23 protein-coding genes are annotated in these 22,909 nt (G+C 71.1%); 3 read left to right on the top strand and 20 right to left on the bottom strand.

Features of this window, described 5'->3' with window-relative positions; translation table 11 throughout:
• Position 1 precedes the first annotated feature (1 nt).
• From IC607_RS13120 to cimA, 4 genes are all read right to left on the bottom strand, one after another.
• Positions 2-397 carry a YccF domain-containing protein gene (locus IC607_RS13120; RefSeq protein WP_191787860.1) on the bottom strand — a complete coding sequence of 132 codons (396 nt, stop codon included), beginning with the start codon at positions 395-397 and terminating at the stop codon, positions 2-4.
• A 4-nt stretch (positions 398-401) separates the two neighbouring features.
• On the bottom strand, positions 402-1,478 hold the full coding sequence (locus IC607_RS13115) for a biotin/lipoate A/B protein ligase family protein (protein WP_191787859.1): 1,077 nt from the start codon (positions 1,476-1,478) through the stop codon (positions 402-404).
• A 59-nt stretch (positions 1,479-1,537) separates the two neighbouring features.
• On the bottom strand, positions 1,538-2,422 hold the full coding sequence (locus tag IC607_RS13110; RefSeq protein WP_191787858.1) for a hypothetical protein: 885 nt from the start codon (positions 2,420-2,422) through the stop codon (positions 1,538-1,540).
• Positions 2,423-2,489: 67 nt separating this feature from the next.
• Entirely contained in the window at positions 2,490-4,106 is a 1,617-nt protein-coding gene (cimA, locus tag IC607_RS13105) for a citramalate synthase (protein ID WP_370526211.1), read from the bottom strand.
• Positions 4,107-4,532: 426 nt separating this feature from the next.
• Between cimA and IC607_RS13100 the strand changes: the two genes are divergently transcribed.
• Positions 4,533-5,144: a DUF6069 family protein gene (locus tag IC607_RS13100; protein ID WP_191787857.1), complete on the top strand. Its 612-nt coding sequence runs from the start codon at positions 4,533-4,535 to the stop codon at positions 5,142-5,144.
• 64 nt (positions 5,145-5,208) lie between these two features.
• Here the strand turns inward: IC607_RS13100 and IC607_RS13095 are convergent, their stop codons facing one another.
• From IC607_RS13095 to IC607_RS13045, 11 genes are all read right to left on the bottom strand, one after another.
• Positions 5,209-6,318: a branched-chain amino acid aminotransferase gene (locus IC607_RS13095; RefSeq protein WP_191787856.1), complete on the bottom strand. Its 1,110-nt coding sequence runs from the start codon at positions 6,316-6,318 to the stop codon at positions 5,209-5,211.
• 103 nt (positions 6,319-6,421) lie between these two features.
• Positions 6,422-7,480, bottom strand: a complete 1,059-nt coding sequence (locus IC607_RS13090) for a 3-isopropylmalate dehydrogenase (RefSeq protein WP_191787855.1) — start codon at positions 7,478-7,480, stop codon at positions 6,422-6,424.
• Positions 7,481-7,546: 66 nt separating this feature from the next.
• Positions 7,547-7,966, bottom strand: a complete 420-nt coding sequence (locus IC607_RS13085; protein ID WP_191787854.1) for an ASCH domain-containing protein — start codon at positions 7,964-7,966, stop codon at positions 7,547-7,549.
• 90 nt (positions 7,967-8,056) lie between these two features.
• Positions 8,057-9,085, bottom strand: a complete 1,029-nt coding sequence (ilvC, locus tag IC607_RS13080; RefSeq protein WP_191787853.1) for a ketol-acid reductoisomerase — start codon at positions 9,083-9,085, stop codon at positions 8,057-8,059.
• Between the two features lie 43 nt (positions 9,086-9,128).
• Complete coding sequence (gene ilvN, locus IC607_RS13075) at positions 9,129-9,653, bottom strand: acetolactate synthase small subunit (RefSeq protein ID WP_191787852.1); 525 nt, start codon at positions 9,651-9,653, stop codon at positions 9,129-9,131.
• Positions 9,654-9,706: 53 nt separating this feature from the next.
• On the bottom strand, positions 9,707-11,548 hold the full coding sequence (locus tag IC607_RS13070; RefSeq protein ID WP_191787851.1) for an acetolactate synthase large subunit: 1,842 nt from the start codon (positions 11,546-11,548) through the stop codon (positions 9,707-9,709).
• Positions 11,549-11,838: 290 nt separating this feature from the next.
• The gene (locus tag IC607_RS13065) at positions 11,839-12,807 is read right to left on the bottom strand and encodes an ABC transporter permease subunit (protein ID WP_191787850.1); all 969 of its coding nucleotides are present in this window, start codon (positions 12,805-12,807) and stop codon (positions 11,839-11,841) included.
• Positions 12,804-13,727, bottom strand: coding sequence for an ABC transporter ATP-binding protein (locus tag IC607_RS13060; RefSeq protein ID WP_191787849.1), 924 nt, complete (start codon positions 13,725-13,727; stop codon positions 12,804-12,806). Before IC607_RS13060 ends, IC607_RS13065 begins: the two co-directional genes overlap by 4 nt.
• 83 nt (positions 13,728-13,810) lie before the next feature.
• Positions 13,811-14,794 (bottom strand): ABC transporter permease subunit, encoded by a 984-nt coding sequence (locus tag IC607_RS13055; protein WP_191787848.1) that lies wholly within the window; start codon positions 14,792-14,794, stop codon positions 13,811-13,813.
• A complete protein-coding gene (locus IC607_RS13050; RefSeq protein ID WP_370526210.1) occupies positions 14,791-15,783 on the bottom strand; it encodes an ABC transporter ATP-binding protein in 993 nt (330 codons plus the stop codon). Before IC607_RS13050 ends, IC607_RS13055 begins: the two co-directional genes overlap by 4 nt.
• A gap of 92 nt (positions 15,784-15,875) precedes the next feature.
• On the bottom strand, positions 15,876-16,454 hold the full coding sequence (locus tag IC607_RS13045; protein ID WP_191787847.1) for a pyridoxamine 5'-phosphate oxidase family protein: 579 nt from the start codon (positions 16,452-16,454) through the stop codon (positions 15,876-15,878).
• Between the two features lie 93 nt (positions 16,455-16,547).
• Here IC607_RS13045 and IC607_RS13040 point away from each other — a divergent pair, with 93 nt between their 5' ends.
• Positions 16,548-16,952 (top strand): DUF3224 domain-containing protein, encoded by a 405-nt coding sequence (locus IC607_RS13040; protein ID WP_191787846.1) that lies wholly within the window; start codon positions 16,548-16,550, stop codon positions 16,950-16,952.
• A gap of 54 nt (positions 16,953-17,006) precedes the next feature.
• On the opposite strand, the gene ilvD (IC607_RS13035) is transcribed toward IC607_RS13040, so the two are convergent.
• Positions 17,007-18,701 (bottom strand): dihydroxy-acid dehydratase, encoded by a 1,695-nt coding sequence (gene ilvD / locus IC607_RS13035; protein ID WP_191787845.1) that lies wholly within the window; start codon positions 18,699-18,701, stop codon positions 17,007-17,009.
• 130 nt (positions 18,702-18,831) lie between these two features.
• Between ilvD (IC607_RS13035) and IC607_RS13030 the strand changes: the two genes are divergently transcribed.
• Entirely contained in the window at positions 18,832-19,515 is a 684-nt protein-coding gene (locus tag IC607_RS13030) for a TIGR00266 family protein (protein ID WP_191787844.1), read from the top strand.
• Positions 19,516-19,527: 12 nt separating this feature from the next.
• Here IC607_RS13030 and IC607_RS13025 read toward each other — a convergent pair whose 3' ends face one another.
• From IC607_RS13025 to IC607_RS13010, 4 genes are all read right to left on the bottom strand, one after another.
• A complete protein-coding gene (locus IC607_RS13025) occupies positions 19,528-19,869 on the bottom strand; it encodes a type II toxin-antitoxin system PemK/MazF family toxin (protein WP_370526262.1) in 342 nt (113 codons plus the stop codon).
• Entirely contained in the window at positions 19,866-20,120 is a 255-nt protein-coding gene (locus IC607_RS13020; RefSeq protein ID WP_191787842.1) for a hypothetical protein, read from the bottom strand. The genes IC607_RS13025 and IC607_RS13020 overlap by 4 nt, the downstream gene beginning before the upstream one ends.
• Before the next feature lie 26 nt (positions 20,121-20,146).
• Positions 20,147-22,009 (bottom strand): dihydroxy-acid dehydratase, encoded by a 1,863-nt coding sequence (gene ilvD / locus IC607_RS13015; protein WP_191787841.1) that lies wholly within the window; start codon positions 22,007-22,009, stop codon positions 20,147-20,149.
• 179 nt (positions 22,010-22,188) lie between these two features.
• A complete protein-coding gene (locus IC607_RS13010; protein WP_191787840.1) occupies positions 22,189-22,899 on the bottom strand; it encodes a VOC family protein in 711 nt (236 codons plus the stop codon).
• Between the last annotated feature and the right edge of the window lie 10 nt (positions 22,900-22,909).

Below are 22,909 nucleotides of genomic sequence, written 5' to 3'. Positions count from 1 at the left end.
ATCAGCCGTACGCCGCCATGATGCGGTCCGACGGCACGATGTCCTTGCCCAGCGGGAACAGCGAGATCGGCACCATCTTGAAGCTCGCGAGCCCCAGCGGGATGCCGATGATGGTGAGGCAGAAGGCGATGCCCGCCGCGATGTGACCCAGCGCGAGCCAGATGCCCGCCACGATGAACCAGATGACGTTGCCGAGCACCGACCACCCACCAGCCGTCGGCTTGGAGACGACGGTCTGCCCGAACGGCCACAGTGCGTACGCGGCGATGCGGAACGACGCGATGCCGAACGGGATGGTGACGATCAGGATGCAGCAGATGATCCCCGCGAGCACGTAACCGAGCGCCATCCACAAGCCCGCGAGGACCAGCCAGATGATGTTCAGCAGCGTGCGCATGCGATCACGGTACCCGCAGGGTCCAGGACGGGTCGGAGAACTTGGTGGCAGCCAGGTCGTGCGCGCGGGCGAGCTCGTCGTCGCGCAAGGCCCCGTCGACCAGGCGGTAACGGCTGCGGAAGTGCGCGACGAACGCGTCGATCACGGCCTCGCGCGGGAGCTGCGTCTGCGAGCGCACGGGATCGACCCGCTTGTTCGCGGAGGTCGTGCCCTTGTCCGACAGCTTCTCCCGCCCGATGCGCAGCACCTGCAGCATCTTGTCGGCGTCGATGTCGTAGGACATGGTCACGTGGTGCAGCACGGCACCGCCGACCATCCGCTTCTGCGCGGAGCCGGCGAGCTTGCCCGCGGGCGAGGCGATGTCGTTGAGCCCGGTGACGAACGCCTGCACCCCGACGTCGGCGAGCGCGCCGAGCACCCACTGGTTGAGGAACGTGTACGACTCCTCGAAGGTCATGCCGTCGACGAGCGAGACGGGCACCACGAGGGAGAACGTGATGCAGTTGCCGGCCTCCATGAACATGGCACCGCCGCCGGAGATCCGCCGGACCAGCGTGATCCCGTACCGTTGCGCGGCCTCGAGGTCGACCTCGTTGCGGACCGACTGGAACGACCCGATGATGACGGCCGGCTCGACCCACTCCCAGAACCGCAACGTCGGCCCTCGCCGGCCGGCGGCCAGCTCCTCGGTGAGCACCTGGTCGAGCGCGGCGTGCACGGCCGGCGGCAGCGGGCCGGGGTCGATGAGCTCGAAGGTGTGGTCCGACCACGCCGTCGAGTGGCCCAGTGCCCTGCGGACGGCCAGCGCGACGGCGCGGGCGTCGAAACCGACCATCGCGACCGGCCCGGCGATCGTGCCCGCACGCTCGGCGGTCGTCAGCCCGTCGGTGACCGCCTGCGCGAGGCGGGCCGGCGGCGCGTCTGCCGGCAGTCCCTCCAGCGCGGCGCCCAGCACCGGCAGTGCGTCGTCGGGCTCCAGGAAGAAGTCGCCGCTGACGACGACGCCGTGCAGGAGCCCGTCGACGACGTCCACGTCGACCGCGACGAGCTTGCCACCCGCGACCTTGTACTCGCCGTGCACCGTGCTCCTTCGTTCGTCCCGCCGACGTCCGGGCGACGTCCCGTCACCACCGTACGTCGTCAGCCGACCGCGGCGACCGCCAGCTGTGCTCGGTCCTGGACCATCGCGTCCAGGGTGCTCGCGTCGCCCAGGGTCGCGAGAGCTGCGGTCTGGTCGCCCGGGGTCAGGGCGCTCGCCGTCCAGGTGACGATCGCGTTCCCGACGAGCAGGTGCCCGTGGTACTCGGGGACCGCGGTGCCGTCTCGCGTCGCGTTCACCTCCTGGACGATGGACGGGTACGCGCTCTGCCCCTCGATGGCGGGCTGCGCGCTCCACGAGTCGCCGGCGGAACCAGGGTTCACCTGCGAGTACGCGGGGCACGCGTCCACCGTCGCCACGAGGTCGCTGAACGCCTTCTGCGCGGCGGTCGCCGTGCTCAGCACCGTCACGCGCTCCTGCCAGGTCATCGCGTCGTTGCCCGACGAGCGTGCGTCGAACTGCTTGGGCTTCTTGCTCACCACCGTGACGGCAGTGGTGCAGGACGCCGGGTCCACGCTGGACCCCGCCGGCAGGCCCCACGCCACCTCGTCCGGCCCGATGCTGGGCTGCACGCCGCTGGATGCCGCGGGGACCGTCGCCACGAGCTGGTCGTCGGTGACGAAGAGCGCCGCGAGCGTGGTCCCGTCGAAGACGGCGTCCGACCCCGGCAGCGCAGGCGGCGTGGTGGACGACGAGGTCGCGCCGGTGGTCGTGGGGCTCGGCACGTCGGACGCCGACGAGCTCTGACCGGACGCCGTGTCGGTGGCCGCCGGCTCGGTCTCGTGCTCCGTCCAGGGCTGGACCACCAGCAGGACGACGACGGCCAGGACCGCGACGACCACCAGCCACCACCCCCAGCGCGACGGACCCGTGAGGTCCTCGGCTGCGTCGTCCGGGACGCGCCCGGACGGCTGCGTGCCGGCCAACGGTGCTCCCCTCGTCGTCGTGTGGTCCGAGGCTATGACGCAGAGGCCACGTTCGCCCGGTGCGGCGTCAGCGCGGCGCGATCCTGCGGTGTCGCAACCCCCAGATGGCCGAGTCCGTGAGCGCCTCCCACGACGCCTCGAGCAGGTTGGGGCCCACACCGACCGTGCTCCACGACGTGTTCCCGTCGCTCGTCTCGATCAGGACGCGGGTGACGGCGTCCGTCCCGTGCATCGAGTCGAGGATGCGGACCTTGAAGTCGATGAGCTCGAAGTCCTCGAGCTCCGGGTAGACGCGCAGCAGTCCAAGCCGCAGGGCGTGGTCGAGCGCGTTGACGGGTCCGTTGCCCTCGCCCGTCGTGACGTGACGCTCACCCCCGGCGTGCAGCTTCACGGTCGCCTCCGCCGTCGCGGGGGTTCCGCGTCCGCCGCTGCGTTCGACGATCGCGCGCCACGACTCGACCGTGAAGTACTTCGGTCGCGAACCCTCGATCTCCTCGACGAGCAGCAGCTCGAACGACGCGTCGGCCGCCTCGTAGGTGTACCCGTGCGCCTCGGCGTCCTTCACGCGGTCGGTGACGCGGCCCAGGAGGTCGGCGCGGCCGGACAGGTCGAAGCCCAGCTCGCGCCCCTTGAGCTCGATCGACGCCCGCCCCGCCATGTCGCTGACCAGCATGCGCATGTCGTTGCCGACCTCGGCCGGGTCGATGTGCTGGTAGAGGTCGGGGTCGACACGGATCGCGGACGCGTGCAGGCCAGCCTTGTGCGCGAACGCGCTCGCACCGACGTACGGCGAGCGGGCGAACGGCGAGATGTTGGTGATGTCGCTGATGGCGTGCGCGATCCGCGTCAGCTCGGTGAGGCCACCGGAGTGCTCGTCGTCCGTCGCCAGGACGCTGCGACCGTACTTGAGCTCCAGGTTCGCGACGACCGCCAGCAGGTCCGCGTTGCCGGTGCGCTCGCCGTAGCCGTTGACGGTGCCCTGGATGTGCGAGCAGCCCGCCTCGACCGCCGCGAGCGTGTTGGCCACCGCGCAGCCCGAGTCGTTGTGCGCGTGCATGCCCAGGATCGCGTCCGGCCCGACGAACCCGCGGACCTCGTGCACGATGTCCGCGACCCAGGTGGGGACCATCCCCCCGTTGGTGTCGCACAGCGCGACGACCTCGGCGCCCGCCTCGAACCCCGCCAGCACGGCCTCGCGCGTGTAGGCCGCGTCGAACCGGTAGCCGTCGAAGAAGTGCTCGGCGTCGACCACGACGCGCCGGCCCTCCCGCACCAGGAGCTGGACCGTGTCGGCGATCATCGCGATGTTCTCGACGCCCGTGGTCCGCAGCGCGCGCTCGGCGTGCCGCAGGTCGTGCTTGGCGACGAGCGCGACGACGGGCGCCTCGGAGTCGAGCAGTGCCCGCACCTGCGGGTCGTCGGCCGCGCGCGTGCCGGCCTTGCGCGTGGACCCGAAGGCCGCGAGCTCGGCGTTGCGCAGGTCCAGCTCCTTGGCGGCGCGCTTGAAGAACTCCGTGTCCTTCGGCACCGCACCCGGCCAGCCGCCCTCGATGAAGCCGACGCCCAGCTCGTCCAGCAACGGGGCGATCGCGAGCTTGTCGGCGACCGACAGGTTCATGCCCTCCTGCTGCGCGCCGTCGCGCAGGGTGGTGTCGTAGACGTGGAACTCCGTGCTGGGGGTCACGATCGGCTCTCTTCGGTGCAGACTTCGCTGGCTCACGTGCTGTGCTCGATGCCTGGCTGCGTCGTCCCGGTGCCGCGGGGGTGGTGCGGGATGCGGGACGACGTCGCTGCCGGCCGGCGGGGGTGGTGCCGGACCAACAAAAAAACCCCCCGAGGTACGGGAGGTCTGCGCGTCGACGGGTGGGTCGACGCGCTACTCGATAATGAGCGCCAGGCTACGAACGGTGGTCACGAGCCCATCGTGGCACACGTCCTGCCCGTCGGTCACGTGTTCCACCTGCTGGACGCGACCGCGTCGCGACGGCCTTCCGACGACGTCCACGGCAGCTCTCGCCGGGCCTGATCCGCTCGCCGTCGCTAGTTTGGGGCGAGCAGCACGTCGTGGTGGGCGCTCGCTCACCGACGTCCCCCGAGCGAAGGAGCACGCATGTCCGTCCCACCGGACCAGCCTCCCACCACCCGGATCCCCGCGGCCGGACGGTCGATCCCACCCGAGCCCGCCGCCCCGGCCGACCAGCCGCCCGCACTGCAGCCGGCCCAGCCCGTGTACGCGGCGACCCCTGCCCCCGACACGGCTCCCCCACAGCCGACGGCCGTGCCGGCCCCCGCCGCGACCCGGCCCGCCATCGCCGCCGGACCGTACTGGGCCGGAGTCGTCGCCACGGCGCTGGTCGCCGCGCTGATCGGCGTGGCCGGCACCGTCATCTTCGAGAGCATCCTCGACGTCGACCTGGTCACGCAGGACCCGTTCGGCACGGACAGCACCATGGGTGCGTACGTCGTCGGCGGGGTCGCGACGGCCGTCGTCGCCGGCGCCCTGCTGTACGCGCTCGTCCTGTCCACGCCCAAGCCCCGTGCCTTCTTCGGCTGGATCATGGGGCTCGGCACGCTCGTCGTCGCACTGCTGCCCCTGACCTGGACCGACGACACGGAGACGGCCCTGTGCTCGGGGCTCGTCAACCTGCTCATCGGCATCGCGGTCTGGTCGCTGCTCTCCGGCGTCCTGTCCCGCACGGCCCGCATGGTGCCGGCCGGCTGACCTCCAGCACGACGAAGGGCCGCACCGAGCGATCGGTGCGGCCCTTCGTCACGCCGGCGCGCGATCAGGCCAGGCGGTGCAGCCAGGAGTGCCGGTCGCTCGCGCGGCCGTACTGGATGTCCGTGAGCTCCGTGCGGATGCGGCTCGTCACGGCACCGGCCGCGCCGTCGCCGACCGTGAGGTCGAAGTCGTCGCTCGCCAGGCGCCCGATGGGCGTCACGACCGCCGCCGTGCCGCACGCGAAGACCTCGGCGATGGAACCGTCGGCCAGCCCGGCCGTGACCTCGGTCAGCGGCAGCGGGCGCTCGGAGACCTCGTGGCCCGCGTCGGTCAGCAGCTGGATGATCGACGACCGCGTGACGCCCTCGAGGATCGCGCCCGACGTGGGCGGCGTCGAGACGCTGCCGTCGGCGCTCACGAGGAACACGTTCATGCCGCCCAGCTCCTCGAGCATCGTGTTCGTCGACGCGTCCAGGAAGCAGACCTGCTCGAAGCCCTTGTCGTAGGCGTTCTGCTGCGGCAGCAGGCTGGCGGCGTAGTTGCCGCCGCACTTGGCGTCGCCCGTGCCACCGGCACCGGCGCGGTGGTAGGTCTGGTCGACCCAGATGGCCACCGGGCGCACGCCGCCCGCGAAGTACGGGCCCACCGGCGAGGCGATGACCAGGAACTCGGCCTCGAGCGAGGGCCGCACGCCCAGGAACGGCTCCGAGGCGTACATGAACGGCCGCAGGTACAGGCTCGTCTCCTCGCCCGACGGCACCCAGGCCAGGTCGGTGCGGACCAGGGCCTCGATCGCGCCGAGGAAGTCGGCCTCGTCGAGCACCGGCAGTGCGAGGCGGGTCGCGGAACGCGCGAAGCGCGCCGCGTTCGCCTGCGGCCGGAACGTCCAGACGGACCCGTCGCCGTGCCGGTACGCCTTGAGACCCTCGAAGATCTCCTGCGCGTAGTGCAGGACCGACGTCGCGGGGTCCAGCTGGAGCGGGCCGTACTGCTCGACCCGACGGTCCTGCCAGCCGGACTCGTGCGTGTAGGACACGCGCGCCATGTGCTCGGTGAACACCGTGCCGAACTTGGGCGCGGCCAGCGCGGCCTCGCGCTGCTCGTCGGGCACGGGGGTGGTGGTGCGACGGATCTCGAACAGGTCCGCGGACGTGGGGGTTGCGAGGGTGCTCATCATGGGGCCTTTCACCAGGGTCGAGTCGACGGTACCGGTGACGACGGCGGGGGGGACAGCGGTGCCGCGCCCACGTCGGTCCGACGAGGGCTGCGCCGGCGGATCAGCCGGCGATGCGCGCGGCGAGGTCCTTGCCCACCTCGGCCGTCGACCGTACTCGGCCGCCACGCTCGGCGATGTCGGCGGCGACGGCGGCCTCGACCGTGCGGGCCTCGTCGGACAGACCCAGGTGGTCCAGCAGGAGCGCGACGGACAGCACCGTGGCGGTGGGGTCGGCCTTGCCCTGACCGGCGATGTCGGGGGCGGAGCCGTGCACGGGCTCGAACATGCTGGGCGCCGTGCGGTCGGGGTTGATGTTGGCGGAGGCTGCCAGCCCGATGCCGCCCGTGATCGCGGCCGCGAGGTCGGTGAGGATGTCGCCGAACAGGTTGTCGGTCACGATGACGTCGAACCGGCTGGGGTTGGTGACCAGGAAGATCGTGGCCGCGTCGACGTGCAGGTAGTCGACCGTCACGTCCGGGAACTCGGCGTTGACGGCCTCGACCGTGCGGCGCCACAGGTGACCGGCGTGCACCAGCACGTTGTGCTTGTGCACGAGCGTGAGCTTCTTGCGCGGGCGGGCCGCAGCACGGGCGAACGCGTCACGGACCACGCGCTCGACGCCGAACGCCGTGTTGACGCTGACCTCGTTGGCGATCTCGTGCGGCGTGCCGACGCGGATGGCGCCGCCGTTGCCGACGTACGGCCCCTCGGTACCCTCCCGCACGACGACGAAGTCGACGTCGCCCGGGTTCGCCAGCGGCGTCGGGACGCCGGGGAACAGCTTGGACGGACGCAGGTTGACGTAGTGGTCGAGCGCGAAGCGCAGCTTGAGCAGCAGCCCGCGCTCCAGGACACCGCTCGGCACCGTCGGGTCGCCGATGGCGCCCAGCAGGATCGCGTCGTGCGTGCGGATCGCGCCGAGGTCGGCGTCCGTCAGCGTCTCGCCGGTCGCGTGCCAGCGGCGCGCACCCAGGTCGAAGTCCGTCGTGCTCACCGTCACGCCGGTGCCCGTGAGCGCCGCCTCGAGCGCGAGCAGACCCTGCTCGACGACCTCGGTGCCGATGCCGTCGCCGGCGACGACGGCGAGGTTGATGTCACGGGATCCCAGCGGGGTGCTCATGTCGCCACCCTACGACCGCATCCCACCCACCGGGACGCCCGTCTCACTCCTCGGCCATCGCGCTGGTCAGTCCACCGCAGGCGTCGGGCCGTTCAGGGGGTACACGAGCTCGAACCGCTCCACGACCGGGTCCGCGTCCTCCACCTCGGTGGTGCGGATCAGCGCCTTCGGCTCACCGCTGCCGTCCAGCACGATCGCGACGTCCCCCACCCGCGGGAGCTCGTCACCGGACTCGGCACGCGGGTACGACGACTCCGTCTTCGAGCCCGCCAGGATCTGCGCCAGCACCTCGTCGGCCTCCGCACCCTCGCCGTACGAGAACGACGGCGGCGGGACCACGTCGAGCGGGTTGCCGCCCACGATCGACTCCATCTTGCCGAAGCCCAGGTGGCCACGGGCCGCCTGCCAGAACGCACTGATGCGGTCGTCGCCGTCCGTCGCGATCGCGTCCGCGCCGTACTCGTCGTCAGCCGTGGTGTCGGTCATCGTCAACCCTTCGTCGTCGTCGGTCCATCCTTGCGCACGAACGACGAACGGCACCCCAGGAGCCCCGGGGTGCCGTTCCGTGAGTCGAGATCAGCGCGCGGCGCTTCCCTCCACATAATCGGTGTCCGAGGGCTTCACCCACGCGAACAGCTTGCGCAGCTCGCGGCCGACCGGCTCGATCGGGTGGTTCTGACCCTTCTCGCGCAGCGCCTTGAACTCCGGCGCGCCGGCGTCCTGGTCGTTGATGAAGCGCTCGGCGAAGGCGCCGGACTGGATGTCCGCGAGGACCGCACCCATGTTCGCCTTGACGTCGGGCGTGATGACGCGCGGACCGGAGACGTAGTCGCCGTACTCCGCCGTGTCGGAGACCGACCAGCGCTGCTTGGTGATGCCACCCTCGAAGATGAGGTCGACGATGAGCTTGAGCTCGTGCAGCACCTCGAAGTACGCGACCTCGGGCTGGTAGCCCGCCTCGGTCAGCGTCTCGAAGCCGTACTGGATGAGCTGCGACACGCCACCGCACAGGACGGCCTGCTCGCCGAACAGGTCGGTCTCGGTCTCCTCGGTGAACGTCGTCTTGATTCCGGCGGCACGCAGGCCACCGATCGCCTTGGCGTAGGACAGCGCCAGGTCCCAGGCGGAGCCCGAGGCGTCCTGCTCGACGGCGACGATCACGGGCACGCCGCGGCCGTCGACGTACTCGCGGCGCACCAGGTGACCCGGGCCCTTGGGGGCGACCATGAGCACGTCGTGCTGCGCGGCCGGCTTGATGTAGCCGAAGCGGATGTTGAAGCCGTGGCCGAAGACCAGGGCAGCGCCGTCGCGCAGGTTGGGCTCGATCTCCTCGCGGTAGACGATCCGCTGGACCTGGTCGGGCGCCAGGATGACGACGACGTCGGCGCCGGCCACGGCGTCGGCGACCGAGGCGACCTTCAGACCCTCGTTCTCGGCCTTGGCACGCGAGGCGGAACCCTCGCGCAGGCCGACGGTGACGTCGACGCCGGAGTCGCGCAGGTTCAGCGAGTGCGCGTGCCCCTGGCTGCCGTAGCCGATGACGGCGACCTTCTTGGACTGGATGATCGACAGGTCGGCATCGTCGTCGTAGAACAGCTCAGCCACGGTGGAACTCCTTAGGTGATGTGGGTGTGCGAGACAAGAGGTATCAGGCCGAACGCGAGACGCGCTCGAGCGCCCGGTCCGTGATCGATCGGGAGCCGCGTCCGATGGCGACCGTGCCGGACTGCACGATCTCGCGGACGCCGAACGGCTCGAGCGCCGCGAGCAGCGCCTCCAGCTTGGCGGGGGAACCGGTCGCCTCGACGACGACCGAGTCCGGCACCACGTCGACGACGTGGGCGCGGAAGAGGTTCACGACCTCGAGGACGCTCGTGCGCTGCGACGCGTCGGCGCGCACCTTGACCAGCAGCAGCTCGCGCTGCACCGAGGCCGCGTCCTCGAGCTCGACGATCTTGATGACGTTGATCAGCTTGTTGAGCTGCTTGGTCACCTGCTCGAGCGGGAGCTCGTCGACGTCCACGACGACCGTGATCCGCGAGATCTCGGCGTGCTCGGTGGGGCCCACCGCGAGCGAGTGGATGTTGAACGAGCGTCGGGCGAACAGGCCCGCGACGCGGGTGAGCACGCCGGGCTTGTTCTCGACGAGCACCGACAGGGTGTGACGGCTCATGGTTCAGTCCTCTGCATCCGTGGGTCGGGCTGTGGCATCAAGGTTCATCGCGCTCAGTCCTCCCGGTCCCACGCCGGGCTGATGCCCCGGGCGTACTGGATCTTGTCGTTGCTCACGCCGGCGGCGACCATCGGCCACACCATCGAGTCGCGCGAGACCGTGAAGTCGACGACCACGGGCTGGTCGTTGATCTCGAGCGCGCGCTTGATCGTCGCGTCGACGTCGGCCTTGGACTCGCACCGCAGGCCCACGGCCCCGTACGCGTCCGCCATCTTGACGAAGTCCGGCACGCGCTTGGTCCCGTGGCCCGTGTGCAGGTCCGTGTTGGAGTAGCGCGACTCGTAGAACAGGGTCTGCCACTGGCGCACCATGCCGAGCGATGAGTTGTTGATGATCGCGACCTTGATCGGGATCTCGTTGATCGTGCAGGTGGCCAGCTCCTGGTTGGTCATCTGGAAGCAGCCGTCGCCGTCGATCGCCCAGACCGTGCGGTCCGGCTCCCCCACCTTCGCGCCCATGGCCGCGGGGACCGAGTAGCCCATGGTGCCGAGACCGCCCGAGTTGAGCCACGCGTTGGGGCGCTCGTAGCGGATGAATTGCGCGGCCCACATCTGGTGCTGGCCCACGCCCGCGACGTACGTCGCCTCCGGGCCGGACAGCGCGCCGATCCTGGAGATGACGTGCTGGGGCGCGAGCAGCCCGTCCGACGGCTCGTCGAAGCCCAGCGGGAAGGACTCGCGCAGGTCGTCGAGCGTCTTCCACCAGCCCTCGAGGTCAGGCTTGCCGTGCTGGGCGTGCTCACGAGCGAGCTCGGGCAGCAGGTCGGCCATGACCTCGCGCAGGTCGCCGACGATCGGCACGTCCGCCGTGCGGTTCTTGCCGATCTCGGCCGGGTCGATGTCGGCGTGGACGACCGCGGCACCGGGCGCGAAGCTCGACAGCAGGCCCGTGACGCGGTCGTCGAACCGGGCACCGAGGGCGACGATCAGGTCGGCCTTCTGCAGCGCCGCGACGGCGGCCACGGTGCCGTGCATGCCGGGCATACCCAGGTTCTGCGGGTGCGAGTCGGGCAGCGCGCCGCGGGCCATGAGGGTGGTCACCGCGGGCGCGCCGGACGCGTCGACGAGGGCGCGCAGCTCCGCCGATGCGCGGGCGCGGATCACGCCGCCCCCGACGTACAGGACGGGCCGACGAGCCGTCGCGAGCAGCCGGGCCGCCTCGCGGATCTGCTTGGCGTGCGGCTTGGTCACCGGGTGGTAGCCGGGCAGCGAGATCTCCTGCGGCCAGGCGAACGTGGTCTGGCTCTGCATCGCGGACTTGGCGATGTCGACGAGCACAGGGCCGGGGCGACCCGTCGACGCGATGTGGAACGCCTCCGCGATGACGCGCGGGATCTCGTCGGGGTCGGTGACCAGGTAGTTGTGCTTGGTGACGGGCAGCGTGATGCCGACGATGTCGGCCTCCTGGAACGCGTCCGTGCCGATCAGCGACGCGCCCACCTGCCCGGTGATCGCGACCAGCGGGACCGAGTCCATGTGCGCGTCGGCGATGGGGGTCACGAGGTTCGTCGCGCCGGGACCGGACGTCGCCATGCAGACGCCCACGCGCCCGGTCGCCGACGCGTAGCCGGCCGCGGCGTGCCCGCCGCCCTGCTCGTGGCGCACCAGGATGTGGCGCAGGCGGGTGGAGTCCATCAGCGGGTCGTACGTCGGCAGGATCGCTCCACCGGGGATGCCGAAGACGACCTCGGCGCCCACCTCCTCGAGCGAGCGCACGATCGACTGCGCGCCGGTGACCTGCTCGCTGACGCTCGGCGTCGTGCGGGCGGGGGTCGGGACGGCGGTCGGCGACGGGGCGGGTGTGCGCGGCGGCGCCGGGTGAGGACCGGTGACCATCGATGTGTCTCCCTGCGTGCGGTGGTGCTGCTCGGGTTGGTGCTGCTGGTGGTGCTGCTCTGCGAGGTCGTGCGTGGTGGGCAAAACAAAACCCCCCGGGCCCGGCACGGGCGAACGAGGGGTGAGCGCGCTGACGAGGCCTGTGCGGGTGGCCTCAGCCGGCGCGCTCAGGAAGTACTACGAGGAGGATCGTCTGCACGCCTGCGAGGCTACGCCTCCGTAGGCGCGGTGTCACGCCACCCATGATCCGTCTCACATCGTGGTTCACGAGACCAGCAAGTGGACGGGCGTCAGGTGACGTCCCGTCGCTTGAAGACGAGGACGCCGGCCAGCGCGACCACCACAGCCAGCACGACGAGCGCCATCAGTCCCTGCCCCCCGCCGACGACGTGCTCCACGTCCTGGCACCACGGCGTCGTGGGTTGGGCAGGATCGGGTGTGCACTGCTCGACCGTGTACGTCGCCCGACCGGTCAGCCAGGCGCTCGCGTTCGTCGCGACCGTCACGGGGACCCACCCGGGCAGGACCACGGGGAGGGTCACCTCGACGGCGATCACCCACCAGACCAGGACGCCGAGAACCGCGGTGGCGTGCCGCAGCGCGAAGGCGAGTCCCGTGCCCACGACGGCGGCGAGCACCACCAGGACCAGCTCACGACCGACCGTCCCCACCACGGGCCCCCAGACGCCCGCCGCACCGACCGAGCGCCCGCAGGCCGCGTACAACGCCATCAGGCCCAGCGCGGTCACCGCGACGGTCACCACTGCGCCGGGCACGGAGGCGATCGCGGCGGCCGAGGTCTTGCTGAGCACCACCCGGGTTCGGCGCGGGACAACGACGAGCCAGGGCGCGATGGTCCGAGCGCCGAACTCGGCCGTCACGAACGACACCGCGACGACGAGCGCAGCGCCCGCGAGCGGCGCGGCGAGCCCGTCGACCGCACTGGCCAGGACGTCAGCGAAGGACCTGCCGCTCCAGAGATACGACGACTCAGGGTTGGCCTTCAGATCGCAGTCGAGATCGAAGTCAGGGTTCTTCTCGCGGAGCGCACGGCACTGCACGACCATGTCCGCGATGGTGCGGACGTCGTCCTCGTACGCCTCGTGGGCTGCTGCGAGCTCGGCGGCCGTCCTCGGCCGCGCGTCGTCCCACGACGTGGCGACGAACCCGGCGGCGACGACGAGCAGGAGGCCGAGCATCAGCCACGTGACGGTCCGCAGGCGGATCCGACGGAGCTCGGCGCGCAGGGCACGCGTCATGAGGCCACCTCGCGCGTGAGGTCGAGGAAGACCGCCTCCAGGTCGGGCCGCACCAGGCTCAGCTCGTGCGCGTAGATGCCCGACGCCACGAGCGAGCGGTTCACCTCGGCCGCCGACGGCGCACCGTCGACGACGAGGTGGTTGGCGTCGTCGCGCACGGTCCACCCGGTGCGCCGCAGGACGGCGGCCGCGTCGTCCGTCTCGTCCACGCGTACCCGCACGGTCGTGCCCGACCGCTCACCGAGCAGGTCCGCGACGCGCCCTTCCGCGACCAACGCACCCCGCACGACGATCGACACCGTGTCCGCCACCTGCTCGACCTCCGCGAGCGCGTGGCTGGAGACGAGCACGGTCCGGCCCTGGTCGGCGAGCGACCTCATCAGCTCGCGCACGTCGTGGATCCCCGCGGGGTCCAGCCCGTTCGTCGGCTCGTCGAGGATGACGAGCTGCGGGTCGCGCAGCAGGGTTGCGGCGATCGCAAGCCGCTGGCGCATCCCGAGGGAGTACTTGCGGAAGCGGTCGCGCCCGCGCCCGGCGAGGCCGACCTGGTCCAGCACCGCATCGACCTTCGACGCGGGAACGCCCGCCGCCACGGCGAGCAGCATCAGATTCTCGCGGCCGGAGAAGTGCGGGTAGAACGTCGGCTGCTCCACCACCGCACCCACGTGCCGCAACGCGGGCTCGAGGCCCTGCGGGAGCGCGTGCCCGAGCAGACGGATCTCCCCGGCGTCCGGTCGCACCATCCCCAGGAGCATCCGGATGGTCGTCGTCTTGCCGGCGCCGTTGGGCCCCAGGAACGCGTGCACACCACCGGCGGGCACGCGCAGGTCGAGGCCCTGGACCGCGACGACCTCGCGCATGGTGAACGACCGGTACGTCTTGCGCAGCCCCCGGGTCCAGATCGCCGGCTCGTCACCCATCGCCCACCCGTCCGCCCGGGCCGGTCGGCCGCGGTGCACCGGTGACATCGGCGCGGAACGCCCCGGACTGAAGTTCTTGCAGGTCAGGCCACGTCGCGTCGGCGGAACACGAGCAGGGCGACGACGACGAGCACGACGACGAGCCCGCCGAGCTGCAGCCCGGCCTGCGTCATGTGCAGCGTGTGCTCGACGTACTCGCAGGTCATCGATCCGTCCGGCGCACGCACGCCGCAGTCCTCGACGGAGTAGGTCGTCCCGCCCTGCACCCACGCGGTGACGTCGAGCACCACCGTGTAGGGCTGGAGGGTCGGGATGAGCGACCGCAGCAACCCCTCCCACACCACGGCCCAGCCGATCACCACGCCCAGCACGGCCGCCGTGTGCCGCAGCAGGAAGGCGAGCGCGGCGCCCGCCACGGCGGCGATCGGTCCGACGGCGAGGAGGCGCAGAGACGTGTCGCGGAAGCCCGCCCACGCAGCGTCGGTGACACCGTCGAGCAGGCCGTGGGAGCTGTAGGCGAGCACGATGCCACCGGCGGTGACGCCCACCGCCAGGATCACGGCGGGCAGGACGCCCAAGAACGCGGCGCCGAGCTTGCTGGCGAACACGGGAACGCGGCGCGGCGCGAACGTCAGCCAGTTGCTGATCGCGCCGCTCGCGAACTCGGCGGCGACGAAGCTCGTGCCCATCAGGCCCGCGACGAGCAGGATCGCCATGCTGATGTTCCCGAGCGACCTGACCCCTTCACCGGCGAAGCTCGGCGTGTACGGGAGGTAGTACTCGAGCTTCGGCTTCATCTGGTCGCAGCCGTAGTCCGCCTTCGGGTCCGGGTCCTGCGACTGCTGGTCCTTGCAGTCGGCGACCATCTGCTCGCCGTTCTCCTCGAAGTCCTTGAGCTGTTGCTCGTAGAACGTCTGCGCCTCGGCCACGGCTGCAGCCGACGGCGGCCGGGAGGAGTGCCAGGCGTCGAAGACGACCAGCCCCGACACGACGAACAGACCCACCGCCACGCACCAGAGCAGGACGCGGGCGTAGAACCGGGCGAGCTCGACGCGCAGGAGGTTCATCGCGCACCTCCCTCGGGCTGGGCGCGGCGTCCGTGCGGGCCGTGCTCACCGCCGTCGGCTCGCGAGCCGGGCCCCTGGCCCGCGGTGAGCTCGAGGAACACCGACTCCAGGTCGGCGCGCACCGGGACGAGCTCGTCGACGAACAGCCGGTGGCCGGCCAGCAGCTCGGTGATCGCGGCGGGCGCGGGCGCACCGTCGACGACCAGCATCCGCTCGTCGCGCCGCACGCCCCAGCCGCGCGCAGCGATGACCTGCGCGGCCGCGTCGGGGTCGTGCACGCCGACGCGCACCGTGGTCACAGCCGAGGCACCGATGAGGTCCTGCACGCGACCGCTGGCCAGCAGCCGTCCGCGCGCGATGATCGAGACGGTGTCGGCGACCTGCTCGACCTCGCCCAGGATGTGGCTCGAGACGAGCACCGTCTTGCCGCGGTCCGCGAGCCCGCGCATGGTGCCGCGGATCTCCCGGATCCCCGCCGGGTCCAGGCCGTTGGTCGGCTCGTCGAAGATCAGCAGGTCTGGGTCCTTGAGCAGCGTCGCAGCGATGGCGAGCCGCTGCTTCATGCCCAGCGAGTAGCTGCGGAAGCGATCCTTGGCGCGGTCGGCGAGGCCGACGTCGGACAGGACGACGTCGACGAGCGACGGGTCGGCGTGGATCGCGCCCGCCAGCAGCATGAGGTTGCGGCGCCCGGAGAAGTTCGGGAAGAACTTGGGCTGCTCGACGATGGCCCCCACGCGGCCGACCACCTGCGGCAGCGCGCGCGGCACCTCCTGGTCGAACAAGCGCATCGTGCCCTCGTCGGCCCGGATGAGGCCCAGCAGCATGCGGATCGTCGTCGTCTTCCCCGACCCGTTGGGCCCCAGGAACCCGTGCACGCCGCCCACCGGAACGTCGAGGTCGAGTCCCTCGACCGCGACGGAGCGCGTCAGGTTGAACCGTCGGTACGTCTTGCGCAGGCCGCGCGTGGAGATCGCCAGGTCGGCGGTCACGTGTCCCCCTCGTCACGTCACGCACCGTCGTCGTGACTGCCCGAACCGTACCGGCTCCGCGAGGGCCGTGTGGCCGGTTTCACCAGGCAGTTTCAGTCGGCCACGTCGGGATCCATGTCGAACGCCGGCAGGCCGTCGATGCTCACGCGGTTCTTGAGCCGGCGGTAGTCGGCGCGGCCCTCGACGCCCTTGCGCTCCATGTACGGGGGCAGGAGGTCCCGCTCGCCGGCGAAGGTCATGAGCGGCACCCCGTACCCGCACGAGTCCGAGACTCGCTCGACGTCGACGACGATCACCGCCCGCGTGCCGCGCTCCTCCGGCAGGTCGCCCGGGAACATCGCGAGCAGGTCGTCGAACCCCTCGTCGTAGAGCGTCACGAACCGGCCGTGCCCGTGCAGCCGGACGATGTTGGGCGGCCCGTCGAACGCGCAGAACATGATGGTGATGCGGCCGTTCTGGCGCAGGTGCGCGATGGTCTCCGAGCCGCTCGCGGTGATGTCGACGTACGCGACCGTGTGGTCGTCGATCACGACGAACGACCCGGGGATCCCCTTGGGCGACACGTTGACGTGGCCGTCCGGCCCGCTCGGCGCGCTCGCGACGAAGAACATGGGCTGCCGCTCGATGAACGTCCGAAGGCGCCCGTCGATGCTCTCGTGCACCTTGCCCACGACGACACTCCCTCGCTCCCGAACCAGCAGACACCCTCACCCTAGGGCGCCGCGCCCGGCGGGCGTGTCGGTGTCCGGCGCTACGGTCACCGCATGCTCACAGAGACGACGTTCACGGTCAGCGGGTTCACGCCGGTCCCGGTCGACGCGGTGCAGGCGCCGACGGCGCTCGGGGTCGGGGTCGCGACGATGGAGAAGCTGTACTCGGGCGGCGCCGAGGGCCGGTCGACGACCCTGTTCACGTCGGCGTTCGACCCCGAGCGCGGGGTCGGTACGTATGTCGCCATCGAGTCGTTCGTGGGCTCGCTCGACGGCCGCACCGGTGCGTTCAACTTCGCGCACGCAGCCACCACCCGCGGCGCGGGCAGGTCGGCCGAGTACTTCACCATCGTCCCCGGCAGCGGCACCGGGGACCTGGCCGGGATCGAGGGCGGCGGTTCGCTGGTCATCGAAGCCGACGGCACGCACCGCGTGACGTTCGACTACACGCTCCGGTGAGACCGCCGACGGGCGACCCTCCCGAGGCGTGGTCTTGTCGTCCCCGCCGAACGGTCAGATGAGGACCGCGCCCTTGCTCGCCGACTGGACCAGCTTCGCGTACTTGGCCAGGACACCACGCGTGTAGGTGGGCGGCAGCGGCTCCCAGCCCTCGCGGCGCGCCTCGAGCTCCGCCGCGTCCACCAGCAGGTCCAGCTTCGCGTTCGCCACGTCGAGCCGGACGCGGTCGCCGTCGCGGATGAACGCGATGGGCCCGGCGTCGACGGCCTCCGGCGCGACGTGACCGACGCACAGGCCCGTCGTCCCGCCGGAGAACCGGCCGTCCGTCAGGAGCAGCACGTCCTTGCCCAGGCCCGCGCCCTTGATCGCCCCGGTGATGGCCAGCATCTCGCGCATGCCCGGGCCGCCCTTGGGGCCCTCGTAGCGGATGACGACGACGTCGCCCGCGACGATCGTGCCGTCCTCCAGCGCGTCCATCGCCGCCCGCTCGCGGTCGAACACGCGCGCGGTGCCCTCGAAGACGTCGGAGTCGAAGCCGGCGCTCTTCACGACCGCGCCCTCCGGCGCCAGCGACCCGTCGAGGATCGTGATGCCGCCCGTGTGGTGGATGGGGTTGTCCAGGGCGCGCAGGATCTTGCCGTCCGGGTCCGGCGGGTTCACGTCGGCCAGGTTCTCGGCGATCGTCTTGCCGGTGACGGTCAGGCAGTCGCCGTGCAGCAGCCCGGCGTCCAGCAGCGCCTTCATCACCACGGGGACGCCGCCGATGCGGTCGATGTCGTTCATGACGTAGGCGCCGAAAGGCTTGAGGTCGCCCAGGTGCGGCACACGTGCGGCGACGCGCTTGAAGTCGTCGAGCGTCAGGTCCACCTCGGCCTCGTGCGCGATCGCGAGCAGGTGCAGCACGGCGTTCGTCGAGCCGCCGAACGCCATGACCACGGAGATCGCGTTCTCGAACGCCTCCTTGGTCATGATCTGCCGCGCCGTGATGCCCCGGCGCAGCAGCTCGACGACGGCCTCGCCGGACTTGTGCGCGAAGGCGTCCCGGCGGCGGTCGGCCGACGGCGGCGCCGCGGAGCCCGGCAGCGACATGCCCATCGCCTCGGCGACGGACGCCATCGTGTTGGCGGTGTACATGCCGCCGCACGCACCCTCGCCGGGACAGATGGCTCGCTCGATGCGGCCCAGGTCGTCCTCGCTCATCAGCCCACGGGCGCAGGCGCCGACGGCCTCGAACGCGTCGATGATCGTCACGTTCTTCTCGGTGCCGTCGCTCAGCTTGACCCACCCCGGTGCGATGGAACCGGCGTAGAGGAAGACGCTCGCGAGGTCCAGCCGGGCGGCGGCCATGAGCATGCCGGGCAGGCTCTTGTCGCAGCCGGCCAGCAGCACGGAGCCGTCGAGCCGCTCCGCCTGCATGACCGTCTCCACCGAGTCCGCGATGACGTCGCGGCTGACGAGCGAGAAGTGCATGCCCTCGTGCCCCATCGAGATGCCGTCGGACACGGAGATCGTGCCGAACTCGAGCGGGTACCCGCCGCCGGCGTGCACGCCGGCCTTCACGGCGTCGGCCAGCCGGTCCAGGGACAGGTTGCAGGGCGTGATCTCGTTCCACGAGCTCGCGACACCGATCTGGGGTTTGGCGAAGTCGTCGTCGCCCATCCCGACGGCCCGGAGCATGCCGCGCGACGCGGTCGCCTCCAACCCGTCGGTGACCTGGCGCGAGCGCGGCTTGATGTCCGGGGTGCTCATGTCCCCACTCTAGGGACGACCTGCGCGGATGCACCCGGAACCGCGCGGCGAGAATGAGCGACGCCGCGGGCGCCGACCGGGCATGATGGCCGAGCCGCAAGGGGCCGCGGGTCGTCGTGAGGAGAGCATCGTGCAGGTACACATTGAAGAGGGCGCCTTCGCGTTCGCCGAGGCGACGCTTCCTCCGGGCGGCGCCCTCCGCGTGGAGTCGGGCGCGATGGCGACGCAGCGCGGCGACGTCACGGTCGCGACATCGACCCGCGGCGGCTTCATGTCCGGCCTCAAGCGCGCCTTCGGCGGCGAGAGCTTCTTCGTCAACGACTTCACGTCGCAGCTGGGCGGCTCGGTCGGCGTCGCCCCGCCCTACCCCGGCGACATCGCGCTGGTGAACCTGTCCGGGGGCGACGAGCTGCTGGTCCAGTCGGGCGGCTGGCTCGCCTCCGATCCCACGGTCCAGGTCGACTCCCAGTGGGGCGGCGCTCGCGGGTTCTTCTCCGGGGCCGGGCTGATCCTGCTGCGCTGCTCGGGCCAGGGCGACATGCTCATCGCGACCTACGGAGCGATCCGTGGCACGACCCTCGCGCCCGGCGAGCGGATGGTCATCGACACCGGGCACATCGTCGCCTTCGAGAGCACGGTGCAGTACGCGATCCGCAAGGCAGGCAACAGCTGGAAGACGACCCTGCTGGGCGGCGAGGGCCTGGTCGCCGAGTTCGTCGGCCCCGGGCAGGTCTGGATGCAGACCCGCAGCACCAGCGACCTCATCAGCTGGCTCGACGCCCGCCTCCCCCGCCACGACTCGTCGAACAACTGACCGTTCGACGGCTCACGGCCCGAGGACCAGGGTGAGGCCTCGCGTCAGTTCGTGGGCCAACGGCGCCGGCAATGCCCCTGCTCGTTCGACGAGCTCGACCTTGTTCACCGTGACGAGTGCTGTGACGTTGATGACGCTGTCCTTCGGCAGCCCGGCGGCGCCGGAGGGGACAACCACGTTGCCGGGCATCGCCGCGAGTGCCGTGTTGGAAGTCATCACTGCGACGACCGTGGTCGCGAGTCGGCTCGCGTTGTAGGCATCGGCCTGGATCACGACGACGGGCCGACGCAGTGCCGGCCTGCTGCCGTCGGGCTCGCCCAGATCGAGCCAGAACACGTCTCCGCGCGAGATCACCAAGCGTCCTGCGCTCCACCGTCCACGAGGACGGCACGCCCCGCGGCGACTGCCGCAGCGTGGCTCGCATCCTGCTCGCCGGCGTACTCGACGACCAGGTCGATCCTCGCGGTCACGGTCGCGGCGTCCGTGCGAGCCAGCAAGAGTTCTGCACCCCGCGTGTAGAACTCGGACCTGCTCATGCCGAGCTCCTCGACGCGCGCCTCGACAGCGCTGTACGTGGGTTCAGGGACTGAGATCGCCGTCTTCACCCGTCGAGTATAACCGGTATGACCCGTCAGGTGCGGCGGATGCGGGAGACGTCGCGGACGGCACCGCGGTCGGCGGACGTCGCCATCGCCGCGTAGGCCTGCAGCGCGGGCGAGACCACGCGGTCACGGTCCTTCGGCTGCCACGGGTTCTCCGACGCCTCCATCTTGGCGCGGCGCTCGGCGAGCACCTCGTCGGGCACGTTGACCCGGATGAGGCGCGTGTCCACGTCGATCTCGATCTCGTCGCCGTCCTCGATGAGGCCGATGGTCCCGCCGGCCGCAGCCTCCGGGGAGACGTGCCCCACCGAGATGCCGCTCGACCCGCCCGAGAACCGGCCGTCGGTGATCAGCGCGCACACCTTGCCCAGCCCGCGGCCCTTGATGAACGACGTCGGGTAGAGCATCTCCTGCATGCCCGGCCCACCGGCCGGCCCCTCGTACCGCACGACCACCACGTGACCGGGCTGCACCTGCTTGGTGAGGATCTTCTCGACGGCCTCGTCCTGCGACTCGCACACGAGCGCGCGGCCGACGAAGTGGAAGACATCCGGGTCGACGCCGGCGGTCTTGAAGACGGCACCGTCGGGGGCGATGTTCCCGCGCAGCACGGCCAGGCCTCCCTCGACCGTGTACGCGTGCTCGACGTCGCGGATGCAACCGTCGGCCGCGTCCGTGTCGAGGTGGTCCCAGCGGTTGGTGGTCGAGAACGCCTGCGTGGTGCGGACGCCACCGGGCGCGGCGTGGAACAGCTCGATCGCCCGGTCGGTGGCCTTGCCGCCGCGCACGTCCCAGTCGTCGAGCCACGCCTGCAGCGTCGGCGTGTGCACCGACGTCACGTCGGTCTCCAGCAGACCGGCCCGGTTCAGCTCGCCGAGCAGCGCGGGGATGCCGCCCGCTCGGTGCACGTCCTCCATGTGGAAGCGCGGGTGGTTGGGTGCCACCTTGGACAGGCACGGCACACGACGCGACAGGCCCTCGATGTCGGACAGGTCGAAGTCGACCTCACCCTCCTGCGCGGCGGCCAGGATGTGCAGGACCGTGTTGGTCGACCCGCCCATCGCGACGTCCAGCGCCATGGCGTTGGTGAACGCGGCCTTCGTCGCGATGCCGCGGGGGGCCGCGGTGTCGTCCTCGTCGTCGTAGTACCGGCGGGCCAGGTCGACGATCGTGCGGCCGGCCTCCAGGAAGAGCTCGCGACGGGCGGCGTGCGTGGCCAGCGTCGAGCCGTTGCCCGGCAGCGACAGGCCGAGCGCCTCGGTCAGGCAGTTCATCGAGTTGGCCGTGAACATGCCGGAGCACGAGCCGCAGGTCGGGCAGGCCGACTCCTCGACCTTGGCCAGCGCCTCGTCGGTGACGTTGTCGTCGGCCGCGTAGTTGATCGCGTTGATGAGGTTCAGCGGCGTGGACGCGACGCCGTCGGCGACGATCGCCTTGCCGGCCTCCATCGGGCCGCCGGACACGAAGACGACCGGGATGTTCAGCCGCAGCGCCGCGTTGAGCATGCCGGGCGTGATCTTGTCGCAGTTGGAGATGCAGACCAGGGCGTCGGCGCAGTGCGCGTTGACCATGTACTCGACGGAGTCCGCGATCAGGTCACGGCTCGGCAGCGAGTAGAGCATCCCCGCGTGACCCATCGCGATGCCGTCGTCGACCGCGATGGTGTTGAATTCTTTGGACACGCCGCCGGCCTCACGGATGGCGGACGCCACCAGATCGCCCATGTCCTTGAGGTGCACGTGACCGGGCACGAACTGTGTGTAGGAGTTGGCGATCGCGATGATCGGCTTGCCGAAGTCCTCCGAGCCCATGCCGGTGGCGCGCCACAGCGCACGAGCGCCGGACATGTTGCGACCGTGGGTGGACGTGCGCGAACGCAGCGGACGACTCATCTCGGACTCCTTCGACGAAACCCATGCCGCCGTGGGGGCTTGAAGCGGCGGAGGTCAGGTTACGTCTGCGTAGGTTGGCAGGCGGGGGACGTCCGAAAGGTGGTCCATGCAGGGATGGAGGAGCCCGACGACGGGACCGAGGACTTCGGGTGCAAGGCGTGAACGGGCCACTGCGCCCGTCAGCTCGAGCCGCGCGCCTGCCACGTGCAGATGCAGACCTCGTTGCCCTCGGGGTCTGCCATGATCCAGAACGCGGGCGCCTCGCGATCACTGACCAGGAGCCCGCCGGCGTCGATCGTCGCCTGGACCCGGGCCTCCGCCTGGTCGTGCGGGACCGCGATGTCGAAGTGGATGCGGTTGCGCTGCGGCCGCGGCGCATCCATCTGCTGGAACCACACGGTGGGGCCCACGCCCGCAGGGTCGCGGAGCTCGACGTAGTCGTCGGCCGACGAGTCCGCGGGCGCACCGTCGAACGGCAGGATCGTCGCCTCCTCGTATCCCAGGACCGCGGCCCAGAACGGCCGGACCGCAGGGATGTCGAGCGCGTCGACGGCGATCTCCAGGATCTCGCTGCGCGGCACCGCACCCTCGAGCCCGAGGTCGTCGGCGATCGCGGACACGACGCGCGCCAGGTCGATGTCGCGCTGGGTGAGGCCCTCGACGTCATGGCTACGCGTCGTCACTGTGACCTGACCCCAGCGCAGCAGGACGTCGGGATGGTGGTTCGCCTCGTCCGCGGCCGCCGCAACCCTCGCCACGAACGTCGCGCCGGTCGCGAAGTCCGGCGCGCTGAACGTGGCGCGAAGACGCCGCAGGATCACCCGCCAGTGACGGTCGTCAACGGCCTCGGTGACGACGGAGGAGCGAAGGTTCTGCGCTGGGTCGGCCATAGCACCAGCC

The sequence above is a fragment of the Cellulomonas sp. JH27-2 genome, assembly GCF_014837175.1.
In the GTDB taxonomy this organism is placed as follows: domain Bacteria; phylum Actinomycetota; class Actinomycetes; order Actinomycetales; family Cellulomonadaceae; genus Cellulomonas.
This window is presented reverse-complemented; position numbering and strand designations above follow the sequence as displayed.